The following is a 16,590-nucleotide window of genomic DNA, read 5'->3' as shown; positions in this document are numbered from 1 at the left end:
CCCGCTCCCACAAGGACGTCGTAACGACTGAAATCAGTTACCGGCTTTGATACTGGTCCAGATTCGCGTACGAATACGGTCGATCTTCGCCGGCATCGCCTCCAGCGCATACAGCTTGCCCATCACCTCGTCGCTCGGGTAAATCATCGTATTACCCTTCATCGCCGGGTCCACCAGCCCGTCCGCCTTGAGGTTGCCGTTGGCGTACTGGACGTGGTTGCTGATGTTGGCCATCACCTCCGGCTGCAGCAGGTAGTTCATGTAGGCATATCCGGCCTTTTCATCCGGCGCATCGACGGGCATGGCGACCATGTCGAACCACATCGGCGCGCCCTCCTTGGGTATCGAATAGCCCACCTTCACGCCATTGTTCGCCTCATCGGCGCGGTTCTTCGCCTGCAGCACGTCCCCTGAGAACCCCACTACCACGCAGATATCGCCGTTGGCCAGGTCGCCCGTGTACTTGGACGAGTGGAAATAGCTGATGTAAGGCCGCACTTTCATCAGCAGGTCCTTGGCCTTCTGGTAGTCCTTGGGGTCTTGGCTGTGATGGGGCAAGCCCAGGTAGTGCAGGGCGATCGGCAGCAGTTCGGGGCCATTGTCCAGCACCGCGACGCCACAGCTTTTCAGCTTGCTCATGTACTCGGGCTTGAAGATCAGGTCCCAGGAGTCCACGGGCGCGTTGTCGCCGAGCACCGCCTTGACCTTGTCGATGTTGTAGCCAATACCGGTACTGCCCCACAGGTACGGGAAGCCGTACTGGTTGCCCGGGTCGTTCACCTCCAGCGCCTTGAGCAGCACCGGGTTGAGGTTGTGCCAGTTAGGCAGCTGAGACTTGTCCAGGCGCTTCAAGGCCTTGCCCTGGATCTGCCGGGCCATGAAATGGTTGGAGGGGAACACCACGTCGTAGCCGGAATTGCCGGTCATCAACTTGCCATCGAGGGTTTCATTGCTGTCGTACACGTCATAGGTCGGCACGATGCCGCTGGCTTGCTGGAAGTTCTTCAACGTATCGGGGGCCACGTAGCTGGACCAGTTGTAGATCTTCACCGTTTCAGCGGCGCTGGCCACGCTGGCGGCCAGCATCAGGGGGGCGAGGAGGAAGGTGCGCATGTCGGGTTTACCTTGCTTTGTCTGTTGTTATCGAAGGCAGGCGATCAGCGGATCAGAAAATAAGCACGTAGGTTTTGCGCACGGTCTCCTGGATGTCCCAGGTGCCGGTGCTGTTGGCCGGTAGCATCAATGCGTCTCCGGCTTCTATGACCAGGGGCTCGCCACCGTCGGGGGTGAACGTGCAGCGGCCCTTGATGAAATGGCAGAACTCCTGTTGCACGATCTGCCGCCGCCAGCGCCCTGGGGTGCATTCCCAGATGCCGGTTTCAACGCCATCGCTGCGCTCCACGCAGGTGACTGACGTGACTGCCACGGGTTCGCCGAGCGGTACCGCGACCGGGTTGGAGCTGTCGAGCACGGCAAATTCGGTGTTCTTGAACTGGGTGATGCTCATGACCGGTGGATCCTGTACGAGTGAAAAGGGAAGTCAGTGCATGAAGCCTTCCATGAAGTCTGCAACCGAGATGGCCAGGCGCCGCCTCCACGGCGCACTGGCGGGGTTGGCGAGGGTCCGGTCCTCATGGACGAAGCTCTGGATGATCGCGTTGTAGCCCAGCCAGCGGCAGGGCTCGGGGGGCCAGCTGGCCAGGCTCGATAGCGGGCGGTTGTCGAGCACCCAGGGTTGCGCCGTCAGTTCGTTGCGCTGGTTGAGGATCAGCGCCGCCAGGGTGCGCCCACCCAGGTTGGTAGCCCCGACGCCTTCGCCGCCGTAGCCGCCGGCAAGGGCGATGCCGCGCTGGCGGTCGCAGAGCATGTGTGGGCGGAAGCGTCGCGCCATGCCGAGGTTGCCGCCCCAGGTATGAGTGATGCGTACCTGTTTGAGCTGCGGGAACAGTTCGCCGAACAGGTAGCGGCGCAGTTCGACTTCGTGTTCGTCGAGGTTGAAGTTCTCGCGCAGACGCCCACCGAAGCGGTAGCCACCCCGAGCACCGAAGACCAGGCGGTTGTCGGCGGTGCGCTGGCCGTAGGTGACCTGGCGGCTGCTTTCACTGAAGGCTTGGCCCTTGCTCAGGCCAATTTGCTCCCAGGTGGCCTCTGGCAGCGGCTCGGTGGCCACCAGCAGGCTCTGTACTGGCAATTGGTGTTTGCCCAGTGGCGGCAGGCTGGCGGCGTAACCCTCCACGGCAGGCACCATCCACTGGCAGCGAATCTGTGCCAGCGGGGTACGCACCTCGCTCGGCTGCCAGTCGATGGCCGGGGTGTTTTCGTAGATCGATACGCCCAGCGCCTCCACTGCCCGGGCAAGGCCGCGCACCAGCTTGGCTGGCTGGATGGTCGCCGTGTGCGGGCTGTAGATGGCTCCAAACGCATTGCTGACCCGTAACTGGTTACCCAGCTGTTCGGGGCTCAGCCAGCGGTAGTCGTCCTCGGTCATGCCTTGGCGATACAAGTCGTCGAGGTAGGCGCGCAGGCTGCGTTCCTGCTCTGGGTAGCGCGCCGCGCAATAAAGGACGCCGCCTTTGCGGTAGTCGCAGTCGATGCCTTCGCTTTGCAGCACGCGATGCACTTCATCCGGGATGCCGTGCAGCAGGTCGATGCTGGCGCGGCGCTGTTGCGGCGAGAGGGTGCCGAGCAGGCGGTCTTCGCCGAGCAGGTTGCCCATCAGCCAGCCCCCATTACGGCCGGAGGCGCCGAAGCCGGCGATTTGGGCTTCGATCACCGCGATGTTCAGCTGGGGTGCCTGGCGCTTGAGGTAGTACGCGGTCCAAAGGCCGGTATAGCCGGCACCGATGATGCACACGTCAACGTCGAGGTCATTGCGCAGTGCCGGGCGCGCGCACAGCGGCTCGTCGAGCTGGTCCATCCACAGGCTGAGCGTGCGCAGGGGTTGCATCGGGTTCGGCTCCACATCCGTCAAGGTCTGTGGGCGATGCTAGTGGTGTCAGTGGGCGGCTGTCTTACGTGCGTGCACGCAGGGAAATTTGCTTCAGGTAGGCCTTGGGCGTGAGCCCGGTGTGCTCACGGAAGCACTTGTAGAACGCCGACAGCGAGTTGAAGCCGGCACTGAAGGCCAGCTCGTCGATCGTCGCCTCGACGCTGTCGTCGCCGAGGCTGGCCATCAGGTGCTGCAGGCGTGCCTGGTTGACGTAGCGGTAGAAGCTTTGCCCCAGCACCTGGTTGAGCAGGTAGGAAATCTGGTTGCGGCTGTAGCCGCTGGCTTCCGCTACTTGCTGCAGGTCCAGTTCCGGGTCGAGGTAGGGGCGTTGACGCTGGAAGTAATGCTCCAGGTCCTGGGCCATGGTCGACAACTGCCGAGGCGACAAGCCCAGGCGGCTGGTGGCGGGGCGCGGACCGCTGTTGGCGTGGCCTGTGCCGTTCCGGCGGACCAGCGTGGCGTATTCGTTGACCCGCCAGATCAGCCCGTCCCTGACGGTGATCGCCTCGCTGGACTGGAACGCAACCAGGCCGTCGCCGCCCTGGACCGTGACCTGATACTGAATGAATGCGGTGCAGCCATCGACGCGGATGCGGTCGCTGTGGACGATGTCTTCGCCGGCTTCATGGGGCAGGCAGGCGCTTACGTAGTCGCGCAGTTCCTGGTGGCCGAGCACGCGGTTCTGGAAGAAGTCGTGGTACTGAATATCGGGGTGGTAGAGCGCCATGACGCCATCGAGGTCGCGGTGCTTCCAGCAGAGGTGGTAGCGCAGCACGATTTCGGCGGTAAGCGGCGTTTGCTCGGGGCCGTCGGGGAGGGTGGTGGGGATCATGGGTGGATAGTGCATTGCAGAACACCCAGGTGCAAGGGCGTGGATCCTGCATATTGCACGGTTTGCTCAGGCGGCTTGGAGGGTAAGCCGTTGATTCTTATGAATGTAGTTTTTTGATACAACTGGCATGGCGGCTGCACCTTTCTTTTCACCATCGAACAAGGAGAAAGGCCATGCGCTCGATACTGCTTTGGATGATTGGGGTGCCGATTCCGGTGATCATTCTGATCTGGTTCTTTATGCATTGAGATTTTGGGGGCCGCTTTGCGGCCCTTTTGCTACAACTCTTCGCTACAAAAGGCGTGTGCAAGGCAGGGCCCGGATGCCGGCTTGAGATCAATAAATCCAATTTGGTGTTCTGATGAACACCAAAGGTCTCGTTGAATTAGTAATATTTAGTGTAGTAAGTGCAAGTGGAGTGTTGTCTGAAAGTTCCTACAGTATTCTCTTGGCACTTGCCGCTATCTCTACAGTACTAACTAACTCGTTAATAATGTTGCTAGGCTGGTGGACGTGCCGAAATACGTTAGTCTGTAGATTCTTGTCAAAATAGGTGTTTGATTTCTGCTGTTTTCCCGATTACTGTCTGAGGAGGTTCAGGAATAATTCATAATTAAGGACCATTGCTATGGACGTATTCATGGGGTTGCTGGCTGCGGTGTTCTGGGGGTGCACCGACTTCTTGGTCGGCGTGAACGCAAGAGGGGTTGGAGTAAAACGGGCGGTATTTTTCGGTCAGTTGCTAGGGCTTTTCTTGATGGCAATCATTATTGCCATTTCAGCCGATCAGTGGCAGAAATTTACTTCTGCGCCCTGGCTCACGATAGGGTTAGGAATTGTCGCCTCTCTATGCACCGTAGTAGGAGCGCTGGCGCTTTCAAAAGCTTTCGCTATTGGCAAGACAGCCATCGTGGCGCCCCTGGTCACTTCGTATGGTGTTTTTACAACGCTGTTGGCATGGCTGGGTGGTGATGCCCTTTCCGCTTGGCAGGTGGTCGGTATCCTTGTCTGCTTTTTCGGCGTGCTGTTGGCCTGCCGCAGCGATAATGGTGGTTTCGATCGTAAGGTCACCAGCGTAATGTCTGTGTGGTTTGCTTTGTTGGCGGCCATGCTTTACGGCATCAGCTTCTGGATTCAGGGGAAATTCACCTTGCCGGCGCTGGGACCGGTGAACATGCTGGCGCTAGGGTATGCGGTGGGGGTCATTTTTTTGATCCATGAAGCCGTCAGGTTTCTGCGGGACCATACGACAATAATGCTGAAGACCTATGGCTCACTGTGCGGGGCAAGTCTTTTCAACTTGGGAGGGTTTTCTGCGTTTTCTTGGGGGGCTCTAAATGGCTCGGTGTCCGTTGTCACCGTCATCAGCACGTTGTCGGGTGGTATTGCCGCGATCCTGGGGTACTTCTTTTTTCGCGAGCGGCTGTCAGTCATCCAGATCGGTGGTGTTAGCCTAGTGTTGTCAGGCGCTTTGCTTCTGCACCTGTATGGGTGACATTTTCTTCGGTATAGAAATTCTAGATTTTGTGGGTGTGCCAATGGCGTATTTCTTCGCTGTGGGGCTGTAGATATGAGTGCTCATAGTAATGGACTATCAAATCTATCTTGCGAAAGTCATGTTGATATGTTGCCTTGCATGGCAGCATTTGCGGTAGTGGTTGAAACTGGAAGTATTGTAGACGCATCTGCCCGATTAGGCTTGACGGCGTCTGCAGTCAGCAAGCAGGTATCAAAGCATTGAAAATGCCTTGTCCCGTACACAAAAAACTGACACTTCCCTGATGGTCGAATCCCGGTATCCGTCCGGCCAACACATCTTCCTGACGGAACCGGCGAAGGCCATGGTGTCCACCTAAAAGTGGACACCATTTCTGACCCATCAAGCGCATTTTCCAGGCCTCAGCGCCGTACCTACAATAAACCTTTCAAAGCCCAGAGTGCGACGAGCCCGGCGCCTCCATCGCAAACATCGCCTTGGACTACAGCCTCAATGGCAACCTCGTCCACAAATGGATTCAGCTCCACAATCAAAAAGCCTTGGTACTTCAGCTGGGCAGCGCAGCAAGCTGCGGTTTTTCGCATTGAGGGCTGCCCAGTTTTCTAACAGTTAAAGAAACTGCTCCGCATAGTGGCACGCAACCTGCCGCGTACTCACCTGCCTCAGCGCCGGCACCTCCTTGGCACACCGCTCGGTCGCATACGGGCAGCGTTTGTGGAAGGCACACCCATCCGGCGGGTTCAGCGGGTTGGGGAGCTCCCCGACGATACGAATCTTCGGCTTCAACGGGTCTGGATGAATCGCCGGTGTCGCCGACAGCAACGCCTGGGTATACGGGTGCAGCGGCTTCGCGTAGATGTCCTCCTTCGGCCCCATCTCCGCCGGCCGCCCCAGGTACATCACCAGTACCTGATCCGCCACATGCCGTACCACCGCCAGGTTGTGCGAGATGAACACGTAGGCAGTGTTGAACTCCTTCTGCAGATCCATGAACAGGTTCAGCACCTGCGCCTGAATCGACACGTCCAGCGCGGAGGTCGGTTCGTCGGCCACCAGCACCTTGGGTTGCAGCATCATCGCCCGGGCCAGGGCGATACGCTGGCGCTGGCCGCCAGAGAACATGTGAGGGTAGCGCTGGTAGTGCTCGGGGCGCAGGCCGACCTGCTCCATCATCTTCTGCACTTTGTCGCGGCGCTCGGCCTTGCTCAGCGAGGTGTTGATCAGCAGCGGTTCGGCCAGTTGGTCACCGATCTTCTGCCGTGGGTTGAGCGAGGCGTAGGGGCTCTGGAACACCATCTGCACATCGCGGCGCAGTTGTTTGCGCTCTGCCTTGCTGGCGCCCTTCACCTCGGTGCCGGCAATTTGCAGCGAGCCGGACGACGGCTCTTCGATCAGGGTCAGGGCGCGGGCCAGGGTCGACTTGCCGCAGCCCGACTCGCCGACCACGGCCAGGGTCTTGCCGGCCTCCAGTTCGAACGACACGCCATTGAGCGCGCGCACCAGCGCATGGCCCTTGAACAGCCCGCGGGAGACTTCGTAGTGCCGGGTCAGCTCCCGGGCAGATAGAACGACGGCCATCACGCCACCTCCTGGTTCAGCGGGTAGAAGCAACGCACCAGGCTGTGGGCCTGTGGGTCGAGGGGCGGGCGCTGGCGCCGGCAATTGTCCTGTACATAGGGGCAGCGTGGTGACAACAGGCAGCCGACCGGGCGGTCGTAGCGGCCGGGGACGATGCCAGGCAGTGTGGCCAGGCGCTCGGCGCCAATGCTGTGCTCGGGGATCGCGGCGAGCAGGGCTTCGCTGTAAGGGTGGGCGGGCACATCGAACAGTTCTGGCACCTGGCCCACTTCCACGGCTTGGCCGGCGTACATCACGCACACCCGCCTGGCGGTTTCGGCGACCACGGCGAGGTCGTGGGTGATCAGGATGAGCGCCATGTTGCGCTCCTTCTGCAGGTTGACCAGCAGTTCCATGATCTGTGCCTGGATCGTCACGTCGAGGGCCGTGGTCGGTTCGTCGGCGATCAGCAGCTTGGGCTCGCCGGCAATGGCCATGGCGATCGCCACACGTTGGCTCATGCCGCCTGACAGCTGGTGCGGGTAAGCGTCCAGGCGGCTTTCGGCGGCCGGAATCTCGACCTTCTTCAAGAGCTCCAGAGCACGCTGGCGGGCAGCCTTGCCCTTGAGGCCCAAGTGCTGGCGCAGCACTTCCTCGATCTGGAAGCCCACGGTGTAGCTGGGGTTGAGCGCGGTCATCGGGTCCTGGAAGACCATGGCGATGTCCTTGCCCACCACCTTGCGCCGCTGACGGCCGCTGAGCTTGAGCATGTCGGTGCCGTCGAAGGTGAGGGCGTCGGCGGTGATGCGCCCGGGGGCATCGATCAGGCCCATCAGGGCCATCATGGTGACCGACTTGCCCGAGCCAGACTCGCCGACGATGGCCAGGATTTCGCCGGCATCCACCGCCAGGTCCAGGCCATCGACCACCGGTACCGCGTTGGCGTCGCCGAAGCGCACATTCAGGTTGTTGATCTGCAACAGTGACATGGCGTTCTCCTCAGGCGGCGTTCTTGAGTTTCGGGTCCAGCGCATCGCGCAGGCCGTCGCCCATCAGGTTGATTGCCAGCACACTGAGCAGAATGGTCAGGCCAGGCAGGCTCACTACCCACCAGGCGCGCTCGATGTAATCCCGGGCCGAAGCCAGCATGGTGCCCCACTCGGGGGTTGGCGGCTGTACGCCGAGGCCAAGGAAGCCCAGTGCGGCGGCGTCAAGGATGGCCGAGGAGAAGCTGAGCGTGGCCTGCACGATCAGCGGTGCCATGCAGTTGGGCAGCACGGTGACGAACATCAGTCGGGGCAAGCCGGCGCCGGCCAGGCGGGCAGCGGTGACGTAGTCGCGGTTCAGTTCGCCCATCACCGCGGCGCGGGTCAGGCGCACGTAGGACGGCAGGGAAACGATGGCGATGGCGATCACGGTGTTGATCAGGCCTGGGCCGAGGATGGCGACGATGGCCACGGCCAGCAGCAGTGACGGCAGCGCCAGCATCACGTCCATCAGGCGCATGATCGACGGGCCGAGCAACTGCGGGAAAAAGCCGGCCAGCAGGCCAAGGAGAATGCCCGGGATCAGTGACATCACCACTGACGACAGGCCGATCAGCAGCGACAGCCGTGCACCTTGAATCAGCCGCGAAAGCAGATCACGGCCCAGTTCGTCGGTGCCCAGGATGAACTGCCAGGTGCCGCCTTCCAGCCACACCGGCGGGGTCAGCAGGAAGTCGCGGTACTGCTCGCTCGGGTCATGCGGGGCGACCCAAGGCGCGAACAGCGCGCAGAACACCACCAGGCACATGAAGGCCAGGCCCATCACCGCGCCCTTGTTGCGCGCGAAGGCTTGCCAGAATTCTTTGTACGGGGAGGGGTAGAGCAGGCTCTGGTCCACCGGGCTGGCCGGTGACACGGATTTTGTAATCGGGCTAGTCATGGCAAGGGCCTCAGCGCTGATGACGGATGCGTGGGTTGGCCAGGCCGTAGAGGATGTCCACGACGAAGTTGACCAGAATCACCAGGCAGGCGATCAACAGGATGCCGTTCTGGACCACGGGGTAGTCACGGGCACCGATGGCTTCGATCAGCCATTTGCCGATGCCCGGCCAGGAAAAGATGGTTTCGGTCAGCACCGCCCCGGCCAGCAGCGTGCCGACCTGCAGGCCGAACACCGTCAGCACCGGGATCAAGGCATTGCGCAGGCCATGCACGAACACCACACGGGCCGGCGACAGGCCTTTGGCGCGGGCGGTGCGGATGTAGTCTTCGCGCAGTACTTCGAGCATCGACGAGCGGGTCATGCGGGCGATCACCGCCAGCGGGATGGTGCCGAGCACGATGGCCGGCAGGATCAGGTGCATCACAGCGTCCTTGAACGCGCCTTCTTCATCGCTGAGCAGGGTGTCGATAAGCATGAAGCCGGTTTTCGGCTCGATGTCGTAGAGCAGGTCGATGCGCCCGGATACCGGGGTCCAGCCAAGGCTCACGGAGAAGAACATGATCAGGATCAGGCCCCACCAGAAAATCGGCATCGAGTAGCCGGCCAGTGATATGCCCATGACCCCGTGGTCGAACAGCGAACCGCGCTTGAGTGCGGCGATTACACCGGCCAGCAGGCCGACGACGCCGGCGAACAGCAGGGCGGCGAAGGCCAGTTCCAGGGTGGCCGGGAACAGGGTGAGGAACTCGCGCCACACGCTTTCGCGGGTGCGCAGCGATTCGCCAAGGTCACCCTGGGCAAGTTTGCCGACGTAGTCCAGGTACTGGACCGGCAGTGGCTTGTTCAGGCCCAGGCGCTCCATGGCCTGGGCATGCATTTCGGGGTCGACCCTGCGCTCGCCCATCATCACTTCCACCGGGTCGCCGGGGATCAGGCGTATGAGCGCGAAGGTCAGCAAGGTGATGCCGAAAAAGGTCGGTATCAGCAGGCCAAGGCGCCGGGCAATAAAACTCAACATTGTCGGGGTTACCTCATCAGGCCGTGGGGCGATCAGCCCGGTACGGCAGAGCCGCCGGTCCCCGTGTGGGTGGCCGGCGGTCGTTGTTGTTCTACTTCACCTTGGTGGTGGCGAAGTTGTTGTTGGTCAGAGGGTTGATCACGTAGCCCTCCACGTTGTCACGCATGGCGGTGAACATCTTTGGATGAGCCATGCTGATCCAGGGTTGTTCGTCATCGTACACTTTCAATGCCTCGTTATAGAGCCTTGCACGCTCGTCGTTGTCGATCACTTCGCGGGCGCGGCTGATCAGCTCCTGGAACTTGGGGTTGCACCAGCGCGCATAGTTCTCGCCACTTTTCACTGCATCGCAACTGAGCAGCGGGCTGAGGAAGTTGTCCGGGTCGCCGTTGTCGCCGGCCCAGCCGGTGGACACCAGGTCGGCTTCGCCGTTCTTCGCCCGGCGCAGCATCTCGGCCCATTCCATGACGCGGATATCCAGCTTGAGACCGATCTGTTTGAGGTCGGCTTGCAGCATCTCGGCGGACAGGCGCGGGTTGGGGTTGGTCGGGCCGCCGCCGTTGCGGGTGAACAGGGTGATTACCGTGCCCTCGGGTACACCGGCCTGACTGAGCAGTGCGCGGGCTTTGTCGAGGTCGCGCGTTGGGTTCTGGTTTTGGGTGTTGTAGCCGATCATGGTGGGGGGGTAAGGGTTTACACCTACCAGCGCGTTGCCTTTGCCAAACAGTTGGTCGACATGGGTCTGGCGGTCGAAGGCCATGTTGATGGCTTTACGCACGCGCACGTCGTTGAGGTATTTGTGCTGGGTATTCATGGCGATGTAGCCGGTGACCAAGGCCTCGATTTCTTCAACCTTGAGTTTCGGATCTTGCTTGATCGACGGCACGTCATCGGGCTTGGGATAGAGCGCCACCTGGCACTCGTTGGCGCGCAGTTTTTGCAGGCGCACGTTGCTGTCGATGGCGATGGCGAACACCAGCGCATCGGCCGGCGGCTTGCCGCGGAAATAGTCCGGGTTGGGCTTGAAGCGGACCTGGGCGTCCTTGTTGTAACGCTGGAAAATGAAAGGGCCGGTGCCGATCGGCTTGCTGTTCAGCTCGGCGGTCTTGCCAGACTTGAGCAACTGGTCGCCGTATTCGGCGGAGTAGATCGAGGTAAAGCCCATGGCCATGTCGCGCAGGAACGGCGCTTCCGGTCGGCTGAGGGTAATCACCACGGTGTGCTCGTCAGCCTTGCTGACTGACTTGAGCAGTTCCTTGAACCCCATGCTCTCGAAGTACGGGTAGCCGACGCTGGTCTTGTCATGCCAGGGGTGGTTCGGGTCGAGCTGGCGATTGAGGCTCCACAGCACGTCATCGGCGTTGAAGTCACGAGTTGGCTTGAAGTAGTCGGTGGTGTGGAACTTCACCCCCTGACGCAGATGGAAGGTGTAGGTCAGACCGTCGGCTGAAATGTCCCAGCGCTCGGCCAGGGCCGGCTGGATCTCGGTGGTGCCGGGTTTGAAGTCGACCAGGCGGTTGAACACTGTCTCGGCCGAGGCATCGGCGGTGACTGCGGTGGTGTACTGGACGATGTCGAACCCTTCCGGGCTGGCTTCTGTACACACCACCAGCGGTTTGGCCGCCAGTTGCGTGGCGCCGCCCAGAAGCAGCGCGACCAGGGCTAGGCGCAACGGCCGCGATTTCATGAAAGCTCTGTGCATGTGTTGAAAACTCCCTGCTTGCATTGGTTCCAGCGTAGCCGCCCCGGCCCGCAGCGAAACGGGCCAGGGCGTCGACGGTCAGAGAATGTTGAACGGAATGGTGGTGACCACGCGGAACTCATCCAGGCTGCCATCGCCCTGGGCCTTGCTGGCGCGATGGGTGGTGTAGGTGGCGCGGATGCTGGTGTCTTTCAGCGGCCCGCTCTGCAGCGCGTAGCTGGTGCCGATACCCCACTCGTAGTGGGTTTCGCCATCCAGGCCATTCACGTCGTAGGCAGTGCCGCGGTAGTGAGTGCCGTCGATACCCCAGCCGCGGGCGTTGTACAGGTTGAACTTCAGGCCAGGTACGCCATAGGGCGCCATGTTCAGCACATAGGAAATCTGCAGCGATTTCTCGTTGGGGCCGTTGAAGTCCGACAGCAGCGAGTTGGCCAGGAAGATGCCGTTGGTTTCGTGCAGGTAGTCGAAGTACTCATTGCCGTTGACCTGCTGCCAGGAGGCGCTGAGGGTGTGGGCCTGATGGGTCAGGCCCAGTGACAGGCTGTAGGTGTCGTTGTCGATCTTGCCCATTTTCTGGCTGCCGGCGTCGACGGTCTTGTAGTAGTTCAGGCCGGTGCTCAGGCTGAGCACTGCGCTGTCGCCGAGCACATGGTTGGCGCCGAAGTAGTACTGGTTCCAGAAGTCGTCGACCTTGGTGGCGTACAGGCTGGTACTCAGGCTCTTGAACGGCTGGTAGTTGATGCCGGCGGTGCTGGCACGGTCGGTTTCCACGCCGGTGGCGCTGTACTCGCTGCGGAACTTGCTGAGGCTCTGTTCGGTACGTGGCGAGACGCGGTCGAAGGTGCCCAGGTCGAGGCTGAGGTTGTCGAATTCAGCGCTGTGCAGGAACGCGCCCTGGAAGCTCGAGGGCAGGGCGCGGTTGCCGATGTAGGCGATCATCGGCGTGTCCACCGACTGGCGGCCAAGGGTAAGGGTGGTGTTGGACACGCGCGCCTTGATATTGCCCAGGCCCAGTTTGCTCCACTGGCCGATGGGGTCGCCATCGCTGTGGGTGAGGGTGCGGTTGTTGGGGCCGGCGATGGCTTCGCGGCTCTGCTGCAGGGCGATGGCGTTGTAGCCGGCAGCCTCGACGGCGAAGCCCACGGTGCCCTGGGTGAAGCCGGAGCTGTAATTGAGGATGGTGCCCTGGACCCAGTTTTCACGGCTGTGGGTGTCGTGGCGGGTGCCGTCGTTCTTGTAGTACTTCCACAGCGGCGCGCGTGCGGCACGTTCGCGGGCGTACCAGTTGCGGGTGCTACCGGACAGGCTCTGGCCGTTGATGAAGCCGCTGGCTTGCGCTTGCTCGCTGCTGCTTTTGAGGGTGAGCGGGAGGTAGTCCTGGCTCTGCGGATCTGCCTGGGCCACCGTGGATAAGGCACCGATGGATAACGCCAGTGCGGTCAAGGTGAATACTTTCAAGGTTAAAGCTCCCTTTCTTTTCTAGTTATGGCCGGCCTTGTGGGCCGGGTGATTGCTGCGGTGTTGCCAGGGGTGCCGCGGGATCGCCGGGCAGAATCGGGGCGTTGTGTTGGCCGTTCTGGCCTCGTCGCGGGCAANGTCGAGATCCTGTGGGGGCGGGCTTGCCCGCGAAGAGGCCGGTACTGGCTAACGCTTAATCAACACTCACACCGGAAAAATCATTGCGCCCAAATGGGCTGACCTTGAACTGGGAAACCTTGACGCTAAGCGGCTGGCTCACGGTGGAATGCGCCACCGGCGTAATCGGTACCTGCTGCTTGAGCCGCTGCTGGGCCTGCTGGTACAGGGCGGTGCGTTGCGTACGGTCGGTCACTTGCTTGGCCTGCTTGACCAGGCTGTCGTACTGCGGGTCGCACCACTGCGAGTAGTTGTTGCTGCCGATGGCATCGCAGCTGTAGAGGGTGCCCAGCCAGTTGTCCGGGTCGCCGTTGTCACCGGTCCAGCCGATCAGGGCGATGTCGTGCTCACCGTTTTTCATGCGCTTGAGGTATTCGCCCCATTCGTAGCTGACGATGCGCACCTTGAAACCGAGTTTGCTCCAGTCGGCCTGGAGCATTTCGGCCATCAGCTTGGCATTGGGGTTGTACGGGCGCTGCACCGGCATGGCCCACAGGGTGACCTCGGTGCCAGGTTTGACACCCGCCTGCTGGAGCAGCTGTCTGGCCTTTTCGGGCGCGTACGGGGCGTCCTTGATGCTGTCGTCATAGGACCACTGGGTCGGTGGCATGGCGTTGACCGCCCGTTGGCCGGCGTCCTGATACACCGCCTGGAGGATGGCTTTCTTGTTGACCGCCATGTCCATTGCCTGGCGCACTTCCAGGCGGTCGAAAGGTGGGTGCTGGGTGTTGTAGGCGATGTAGCCGAGGTTGAAGCCTGGTTGCTGGAGCACCTGCAGCGTGCTGTCGGCCTTGAGCGCCGGCAGGTCGGCCGGGCGTGGGTGCAGGGTGACCTGGCATTCGTTGCGGCGCAGTTTCTGGATACGCACCGAGGGGTCGGTATTGATCGAGAACACCAGGTTGTCGATCTTCACCTCGTTCGCTGCCCAATAGTCCTTGTTGCCCTTGTAGCGGATCTGCGAATCCTTCTGGTAGCGCTGGAACACGAACGGCCCGGTACCGATAGGCTGCTGATTGATGTCGCTGGGGCGTCCACTGGCCAGTAGCTGTTCGGCGTATTCAGCGGAGAGGATGGAGGCGAAACTCATGGCCAGGTTCTGGACGAACGCGGCATCGACGGTGTTCAGGGTGAACACCACGGTCAATGGGTCGGTCTTCTCGACACGGGCGATGTTCTTGTCCAGGCCCATGCCGTTGAAATAGGGAAACTCGGTAGGGTAGTCCTGACGGAACCGATGCCCCTTGTCGAGCATGCGGTTGAAGGTGAACAGCACATCGTCAGCGTTGAACGTGCGGCTCGGGCTGAAGGCCTTGTTGCTGTGGAACTTGACCCCTTCACGCAGGTGGAAGGTGTAGCGCAGGCCGTCGTCGGACACCTCCCAGTGCGTCGCCAGGGCCGGGTGCACGGCGGTGCCGCCACGTTCGAACTCGACCAGGCGGTTGTAGATGGGTTCGGCGGCGTCGTTGTCGGTGGCGCTGGTGTACTGGGCGGTGTCGAAGCCGGCGGGGCTACCTTCAGAGCAGAACACCAGGTTGTTGGCCAGCAGGACCGGGGATTGGCTGACCAGGCCCAGGGCCAGCAGCGCGGAAAGGCGGGTAACGTGGCGCATGGCAAATCCTTTTTCATCTGTTCGCGCCGCCTCCGGGTACGAATGGCGGCAACAGTTCGTCGCCCCCGCAGCGTATGGCCGCAGGACGACATGAAGAGGTGGCGGGGGTGAAGGGCACCCGCGATTCAGCGGGTGCCTCAGTCAGCCTATTTGTCCACGCTGACGCCGTAGAAGGAATTCAGCGCGAACGGGCTGATCTTGAAGTCCTTCACCTTGGCGCTCATGGGCTGGTAGACAGTGGAGTGGGCGATCGGGGTGATCGGTACCTGCTCCTTGAGGATGTGCTGCGCCTTCTGGTACAGCTCGGTGCGCTTGGCCTGGTCGGACGTGGCCTTGGCCTGCTTGATCAGGTCGTCGTAGGGCTTGTAGCACCACTTGGAGAAGTTGTTGCCATCGACGGCATCGCAACCGTAGAGGGTACCCAGCCAGTTGTCCGGGTCACCATTGTCACCGCTCCAGCCAATCAGCATGGCACCCTGTTCGCCACCTTTGGAGCGCTTGATGTACTCGCCCCATTCATAACTGACGATCTTTGCCTTGATACCGATCTTGGCCCAGTCGGACTGGAGCATTTCGGCCATCAGCTTGGCATTGGGGTTGTACGGGCGTTGCACGGGCATGGCCCACAGGGTGATTGCGGTGCCTTCCTTGATGCCGGCTTCCTTGAGCAGTTGCTTGGCTTTCTCGGGGTCGAAGGCGGCGTCCTTGATGCTGTCGTCATAAGACCACTGCGTGGGCGGCATGGCGTTGACCGCCAGCTGGCCGGCGCCCTGGTACACCGACTCGATGATCTTTTTCTTGTCCACGGCCATGTCCAGCGCCTGTCGGACTTTCAGCTGGGCCATGGGGTTGGCCTCGTTGCTGCCCTTGATCTTGTCCATCACGTTGTAGGCGATATAGCCGAGGTTGAAACCGGCCTGCTGCGGCATTTGCAGGTTCTTGTCGGCTTTTAGCGGCTCGATGTCGGCCGGGCGTGGGAACAGGGTGACCTGGCACTCGTTCTTTTTAAGCTTCTGCATGCGCACCGAGGCGTCGGTGGTGATGGCAAAGATCAGGTTGTCGATCTTCACGTCCTCGGGCTTCCAGTAGTCCTTGTTGCCCTTGAAGCGGATCTGCGCGTCCTTCTGGTACTTGCTGAACACGAACGGGCCGGTGCCGATCGGCTTCTGGTTGATGTCGGCGGCCTTGCCATTCTTGAGGAGCTGGTCGGCGTATTCGGCGGACTGGATCGAGGCAAAGCTCATGGCCAGGTTCTGGATGAACGCGGCGTCCACCTCGTTGAGGGTGAACTTCACCGTGTGCTCGTCAAGCTTCTCCACCTTGGCAATGTTCTTGTCCATGCCCATGTCGGTAAAGTATGGAAACTCGGTGGGGTACGCCTTGCGGAACGGGTTGTCCTTGTCGAGCATGCGGTTGAAGGTGAACAGCACGTCGTCGGCGTTGAACGGGCGACTGGGCTTGAAGTAGTCGGTGGTGTGGAACTTGACCCCTTCACGCAGGTGGAAGGTGTAGGTCTTGCCGTCGTCGGACACTTCCCATTTGGTCGCCAGGCCCGGGATGACCGCAGTGCCGCCGCGCTCGAACTGGGTCAGGCGGTTGAACACGGTCTCTGCCGAGGCGTCGAAGTCGGTCCCGGTGGTGTACTGCCCCGGATCGAAGCCGGCTGGGCTGCCTTCGGAGCAGAACACCAGGTTGGATGCGGCAACGGCCGACGGTGCGCCGCTGAGCAAGCCTGCACCCAGCAGGAACGGAATGACTGCGTGTTTGAGCATGGTGGCCTCATTGTTGTCATTTTTTGGATGAGGTGGCCTCGTGAGCCGA

At 61.3% G+C, this 16,590-nt stretch carries 14 protein-coding genes; 2 read left to right on the top strand and 12 right to left on the bottom strand.

The window, feature by feature from the left end:
• Positions 1-33: 33 nt before the first annotated feature.
• The 4 genes from ACTJJN_RS05145 to ACTJJN_RS05130 all read right to left on the bottom strand — a co-directional run bounded on the left by ACTJJN_RS05145 (position 34) and on the right by ACTJJN_RS05130 (position 3,836).
• A complete protein-coding gene (locus ACTJJN_RS05145; RefSeq protein WP_440781039.1) occupies positions 34-1,113 on the bottom strand; it encodes a polyamine ABC transporter substrate-binding protein in 1,080 nt (359 codons plus the stop codon).
• Positions 1,114-1,165: 52 nt separating this feature from the next.
• Positions 1,166-1,507, bottom strand: a complete 342-nt coding sequence (locus ACTJJN_RS05140) for a cupin domain-containing protein (RefSeq protein WP_012051262.1) — start codon at positions 1,505-1,507, stop codon at positions 1,166-1,168.
• A 33-nt stretch (positions 1,508-1,540) separates the two neighbouring features.
• Positions 1,541-2,947 carry an NAD(P)/FAD-dependent oxidoreductase gene (locus tag ACTJJN_RS05135; RefSeq protein WP_047603303.1) on the bottom strand — a complete coding sequence of 469 codons (1,407 nt, stop codon included), beginning with the start codon at positions 2,945-2,947 and terminating at the stop codon, positions 1,541-1,543.
• Between the two features lie 64 nt (positions 2,948-3,011).
• On the bottom strand, positions 3,012-3,836 hold the full coding sequence (locus ACTJJN_RS05130) for a helix-turn-helix domain-containing protein (RefSeq protein WP_440781038.1): 825 nt from the start codon (positions 3,834-3,836) through the stop codon (positions 3,012-3,014).
• A gap of 613 nt (positions 3,837-4,449) precedes the next feature.
• Here ACTJJN_RS05130 and ACTJJN_RS05125 point away from each other — a divergent pair.
• Positions 4,450-5,316, top strand: a complete 867-nt coding sequence (locus ACTJJN_RS05125; protein WP_440781037.1) for a DMT family transporter — start codon at positions 4,450-4,452, stop codon at positions 5,314-5,316.
• Positions 5,317-5,391: 75 nt separating this feature from the next.
• Entirely contained in the window at positions 5,392-5,562 is a 171-nt protein-coding gene (locus ACTJJN_RS05120) for a helix-turn-helix domain-containing protein (RefSeq protein ID WP_207238215.1), read from the top strand.
• Between the two features lie 366 nt (positions 5,563-5,928).
• On the opposite strand, the gene ACTJJN_RS05115 is transcribed toward ACTJJN_RS05120, so the two are convergent.
• The 8 genes from ACTJJN_RS05115 to ACTJJN_RS05080 all read right to left on the bottom strand — a co-directional run bounded on the left by ACTJJN_RS05115 (position 5,929) and on the right by ACTJJN_RS05080 (position 16,541).
• Positions 5,929-6,897, bottom strand: a complete 969-nt coding sequence (locus tag ACTJJN_RS05115; RefSeq protein WP_010952088.1) for a peptide ABC transporter ATP-binding protein — start codon at positions 6,895-6,897, stop codon at positions 5,929-5,931.
• On the bottom strand, positions 6,897-7,865 hold the full coding sequence (locus ACTJJN_RS05110) for an ABC transporter ATP-binding protein (protein WP_003255260.1): 969 nt from the start codon (positions 7,863-7,865) through the stop codon (positions 6,897-6,899). Before ACTJJN_RS05110 ends, ACTJJN_RS05115 begins: the two co-directional genes overlap by 1 nt.
• A gap of 10 nt (positions 7,866-7,875) precedes the next feature.
• On the bottom strand, positions 7,876-8,802 hold the full coding sequence (locus ACTJJN_RS05105) for an ABC transporter permease subunit (RefSeq protein WP_003255259.1): 927 nt from the start codon (positions 8,800-8,802) through the stop codon (positions 7,876-7,878).
• Positions 8,803-8,812: 10 nt separating this feature from the next.
• A complete protein-coding gene (locus tag ACTJJN_RS05100; protein WP_003255257.1) occupies positions 8,813-9,823 on the bottom strand; it encodes an ABC transporter permease subunit in 1,011 nt (336 codons plus the stop codon).
• 91 nt (positions 9,824-9,914) lie between these two features.
• Positions 9,915-11,525, bottom strand: coding sequence for an ABC transporter substrate-binding protein (locus ACTJJN_RS05095; protein WP_017148115.1), 1,611 nt, complete (start codon positions 11,523-11,525; stop codon positions 9,915-9,917).
• Positions 11,526-11,603: 78 nt separating this feature from the next.
• The gene (locus tag ACTJJN_RS05090; RefSeq protein WP_012051275.1) at positions 11,604-12,983 is read right to left on the bottom strand and encodes an OprD family porin; all 1,380 of its coding nucleotides are present in this window, start codon (positions 12,981-12,983) and stop codon (positions 11,604-11,606) included.
• A 193-nt stretch (positions 12,984-13,176) separates the two neighbouring features.
• A complete protein-coding gene (locus ACTJJN_RS05085) occupies positions 13,177-14,769 on the bottom strand; it encodes an ABC transporter substrate-binding protein (protein WP_440781034.1) in 1,593 nt (530 codons plus the stop codon).
• Between the two features lie 146 nt (positions 14,770-14,915).
• Positions 14,916-16,541: an ABC transporter substrate-binding protein gene (locus tag ACTJJN_RS05080; protein ID WP_440781033.1), complete on the bottom strand. Its 1,626-nt coding sequence runs from the start codon at positions 16,539-16,541 to the stop codon at positions 14,916-14,918.
• Between the last annotated feature and the right edge of the window lie 49 nt (positions 16,542-16,590).

It is taken from the genome of Pseudomonas sp. 22515, from assembly GCF_052044625.1.
Taxonomy (GTDB): Bacteria; Pseudomonadota; Gammaproteobacteria; order Pseudomonadales; family Pseudomonadaceae; genus Aquipseudomonas; species Aquipseudomonas alloputida.
The sequence above is the reverse complement of the archived record's forward strand: the minus strand, read 5'-3'. Positions and strand labels throughout refer to the sequence as shown.